Here is a 3,366-nt window from a genome sequence, read left to right on the forward strand (position 1 = left end):
CGTCTACATCGCGGTGGCGGCGGGGAGCGGAACGACCTACCTCGAGCCAGCCTTCCTGTTCACGGGAACCTTCACCCAGGGCGGGACGGATTTCGAAAAGCGCGTCCTGGTCCCTGCGCTCGTCACCAGCGCGATTAAGTCGTAGGGTCCAGGTTCGATTGTTCGAATAGTGTCCGCCACGGGCTACCACTCAACCTACGTGTGGCCGCGGTCATCTGCCCAACGGCCGGCGTTATCGGTCTCTGACAGCTAAGGCGATGAGTGGCCTTGTCGTCGGTGCTGCCAGATTCCCGAGATCAGGACGACGGCGGCGGCGGCGAGCCCCGCTACAAGCGGCACCGCTATCGTCCAAAGCGTAACAGGGCACGGGCCGATGATTCCGATAGCTATGCAGGGCTTATCTGGGCCGGGCGGATTGAGCGTGCAAGGTGACAGGTCACAAAACCCTCTGGGCCAGAGCGTGAGGAGCACGACACCACCGACTAGAACAGCTGCTGCGAGTGCACGGATCACCCGATTGCCTCGAGACATTGGGCACGTGCCTTCAGCGCCGAGAGCTTGCTGCGCCTGACCTCGGAATCGGCTGCGCCGCCCCAGGCAACCTACTCGGTCGCAGCAGGCCAGCGACGCCCGCCGACAGCTACATCACGCTCGAAGGCAACATTAAGACGAGGAGCCATTTCGTTTCAAGGTCTTCGGTGAGGGACAATCCCAGCTGATACCTGAGTTCAAAGTTCAGATTGACAGTGACCAGCCAGATCGCGGCAGTCCCCCAGGCCCACAGCGATGAGCGCCCAAGGTCGCGGGAACACCACTGCAAGGATCGCCGCGACCGCGACTACGGCAAGCAGCATGACGAGGCCGAGTCCTTCGGCGCCCTGAACCGGAGATGTCCAGGCACAGCCGTCACCAGATGGGACGCCCCTCACACCGCTGACTGCCGAGCACCGGCGGACTAGCGGAACCGCCAGGAGCAACGTCACGCCGGCCAGCGCAATGATCGAGCCGAACCAAGATCTCTGCAGGCGTCCCCAAAGGACCGACGCGAATGTCGCCATAAATCAAATGACGTTGGCGGGCGCGAAAAGTTCCATCTCTCGCCTGAGCGCTGGCGCTCCAATTCGAATGTTCGATTAGTGTCTGCCAGCGGCTATTGACAAACTTCTACAACGGCGTGGTAGATGTAGTAGAGCATCCTCGTGGCTGAAATGGCGCGGGACGAGTTGGTATCAGAGATGCTGCCCCGGCTTACGGGTCGGTCGACTGAGACTGTGCGCCGCTGGGTTTGGGCGGGAAAGCTCCGTGCTCGGAAGAGCGGAAAGCGACTCCTCGTTCTGCGAGGTGATTTGGAGGCCTTGGCCGGCAGCGACCGAAAGATCCTCTCGCTTCGCGAATGGCAAGCCATTGCGAAAAGGGCGCTGAGGCGCCCAACGGTGGGACGGTCCGCGAGCGATCTCGTGCTCGATGATAGGAAGGACCGTTCACGCGAGAGCAATGCCGGTCGTTGATGCGAGTGTCGTGATCGATTGGATAGCGCCTGGAGTTGCACAACGGCACCCGCCGTCAAGCTCCTTGATGGTTTGGCTCGTAGATCGGCCGAGATTGTCGGCCCACGTTTGCTATTCGAAGAGGTTCGAACGCTCTCATCACCGGCGTTCGCCGGCGGCGTTGGAGCGGTGCGGCTGCAGACGGCTCCCACAGTTTGCTCCTGCGCCTCCCAATTCGCGTCGTTGAGGATCAACGTGATCTGGATCGCGCATGGGAGCTGGCTCGCCGACACGATAGCCACCCGATTTGCGACATGATCTACGTTGCACCGGCTGAGCGAACTCAGACGGAGCTGATCACGGGAGACGAGGCGCTTCGACGCCGGCTCGCCCATCTGACTTGGATCGTTGGCCTAGCCCACGCGCTGGGTGACTCGCCGGCCTCAGAGCGCTGAATTAATCCCGAGGATGTTCGATCAGTGTCCGCCACGGGCTGTGACCAACACCTGGCCAACCTCGACCATCTACGGCTCATAAGGCCGCGCCGGACCGTTGCGCGTCAGTGTTCCTATTGGCCTAGCAGGAGACCCAGACGACCGGCCGCCAACTAACCCCGTTCACGTTGGCGTCCACGGTGGCGAAGGTGATCCGGCTTACCTCTTGGGAGCCGGGTGGAAGGCAGTCCGGCCGCCCGGCGTCGTGCCATGAGCCACTCGCGTCCCGCCACTTGACACCGTCAACGGGAATCGCGTATGCCCATCCATCGCCGCAGGTTGCAGTGGCCTGAGTGGGCGCAACATACGCCCTGCAAGACCGAATAGTCAGGCCCGAACGATTGACGCCAACCAAGAATCCAAGGAGCCCGGCCAGCAGACAACTCGACGCCACGATGACCAACCATCTTTTCACGATGGCGCTTCTCTGGCCGCTCGAGCCCACCCCTGTTTGCACCAGTTATCGCTTCCTACCGTTGGCTCGCGGCGTCGCGATTTGTAACGTCACGCGAGTGTAGCACCGCTCCAATTCGATTGTTCGAATAGTGTCCGCCACGGGCTATGACCTTTCTCAGACCTCGTCCCACTCCACGTTTGTAGGCCGCTGGCCAGTTTCAAAGAACAGGCGCATAGCTTTGCGCGCAGCGGCGATGCCTACGGCAAATGACCTCGGGAATTCAGACCAGCGACCACCGTAGAAGAACACGACCAGACCTTGCGAGTCTCGGTCGCCTTTGCTGGCGTAGTACGGGGGATCGCCGCTCGCTTGGACCCAGCTCAGAATGGATTCCTCACGTCCCAAGCCGATCGCGAGGCTATCGCCCGCTGACGACATCAGCTCTACTATGAACGGCCTTTCACGAGCTTGCTCCGCCAGATCATCAAGGAGCCGATCGACTTCCTCGACGGACGCGGCCTCCGCTCGGCCGTTTTCTTCCCATTCGATTCTCGGCGGCCCCCACTGCTCCATCTGAGGAGGTTATCCGCTTAAGCAAACCGGGCGCAGCCAGCAGATTCGGCTGTTCGAATACTGTCCGCCACGAGCTATTGACTAACTTCTGGGCCGATAAAGGGCTCGGGCCTGATGTCCCGCAGACACGACGCGCATAAGAGGTGAGCGAGTTTCGTTACATCGCTCATGACGCGTCGCTCACCGAACCTGGCCGGCGCCGCGGCCGCCGTCCTGCTCGTGGTTGGGGTGGCTGGCCTCTACCTTGCTACGCATCGCGCCCACCCAACGGCTTCGTCCCCCGTCACACCCGCATTCGGCAAACTGCTCACGCCGATGCTGAACCCGCCGCTCGGGATAGGCGGTGTCGCCGACTCCACCGCGCTGGCCATCCCGTACGTCGGCCCAGCAAAGTTGAGCTGGTCGGGCCATCTCC

Annotated in this window: 3 protein-coding genes; 2 read left to right on the plus strand and 1 reads right to left on the minus strand. The window is 61.9% G+C overall.

Translation table 11 applies throughout. The features are described 5' to 3' along the window. Positions 1–1,235 precede the first annotated feature (1,235 nt). Positions 1,236–1,508 carry a helix-turn-helix domain-containing protein gene (locus tag VHK65_00510; protein HVS04633.1) on the plus strand — a complete coding sequence of 91 codons (273 nt, stop codon included), beginning with the start codon at positions 1,236–1,238 and terminating at the stop codon, positions 1,506–1,508. Between the two features lie 1,044 nt (positions 1,509–2,552). Here the strand turns inward: VHK65_00510 and VHK65_00515 are convergent. After that, positions 2,553–2,951 carry an Imm1 family immunity protein gene (locus tag VHK65_00515; GenBank protein ID HVS04634.1) on the minus strand — a complete coding sequence of 133 codons (399 nt, stop codon included), beginning with the start codon at positions 2,949–2,951 and terminating at the stop codon, positions 2,553–2,555. A 168-nt stretch (positions 2,952–3,119) separates the two neighbouring features. Here VHK65_00515 and VHK65_00520 point away from each other — a divergent pair. Beyond that, positions 3,120–3,366: hypothetical protein (locus VHK65_00520; protein ID HVS04635.1), on the plus strand; the 247-nt coding region annotated here is incomplete at its 3' end.

Source organism: Candidatus Dormiibacterota bacterium (assembly GCA_035544955.1).
Taxonomy (GTDB): domain Bacteria; phylum Chloroflexota; class Dormibacteria; order CF-121; family CF-121; genus CF-13.

Coding starts and splice junctions, on each gene's coding strand:
- VHK65_00510 (HVS04633.1), top strand. CDS start 1,236: ATGCTGCCCCGGCTTACGGGTCGGTCGACTGAGACTGTGCGCCGCTGG.
- VHK65_00515 (HVS04634.1), bottom strand. CDS start 2,951: ATGGAGCAGTGGGGGCCGCCGAGAATCGAATGGGAAGAAAACGGCCGA.